This is a genomic window from Pseudomonas sp. BP11-1-1, assembly GCF_052112105.1.
GTDB lineage: Bacteria > Pseudomonadota > Gammaproteobacteria > Pseudomonadales > Pseudomonadaceae > Aquipseudomonas > Aquipseudomonas alvandae.
Genome location: NZ_JAUTYU010000044.1, coordinates 1 through 726, shown reverse-complemented (window position 1 = coordinate 726; position 726 = coordinate 1). Strand labels below are relative to the sequence as shown.

Genomic DNA, 726 nt, shown 5'->3' with positions numbered 1-726 from the left:
GGATGCTGATCGGCTACGGTTTTGTCGCGGCGGTGCTGCCGGTGTGGCTGATCCTCGCGCCACGGGACTACCTGTCGACCTTCCTGAAGATCGGCACCATCGTCGCCCTGGCGATCGGCATCCTGGTGACCATGCCCGAGCTGAAAATGCCGGCGCTGACCCAGTTCACCGACGGCACCGGGCCGGTGTGGAAGGGCGGTCTGTTCCCGTTCCTGTTCATCACCATCGCCTGCGGCGCGGTCTCGGGCTTCCACGCGCTGATCTCCTCGGGCACCACGCCCAAGCTGCTGGATAACGAAACCAACGCCCGCTACATCGGTTACGGCGGCATGCTGATGGAATCCTTCGTGGCCATCATGGCGATGGTGGCTGCCTCGGTGATCGAACCGGGCGTGTACTTCGCCATGAACAGCCCGGCGGCGATCGTCGGCGGTGACGTGGTGGCCGTGGCCCAGACCGTCAGCAGTTGGGGTTTCGCAATCACCCCCGACGCGCTGCAAGCGGTGGCCAAGGACATCGGCGAAACCACCGTGCTGGCCCGTGCCGGCGGTGCGCCGACCCTGGCGGTCGGGATCGCGCAGATCCTGCACTCGGTGCTGCCGGGTGAAAACACCATGGCGTTCTGGTACCACTTCGCGATCCTGTTCGAAGCGCTGTTCATCCTCACCGCGGTGGACGCCGGCACCCGTGCCGGGCGCTTCATGCTCCAGGACCTGCTCGGCTCGT

The 726-nt window shown here is 66.0% G+C and carries 1 protein-coding gene; it reads left to right on the top strand.

What is annotated here, in order from left to right; genetic code table 11:
- Positions 1-726: carbon starvation CstA family protein (locus Q7C33_RS28905; RefSeq protein WP_407684594.1), on the top strand; the 726-nt coding region annotated here is incomplete at both ends.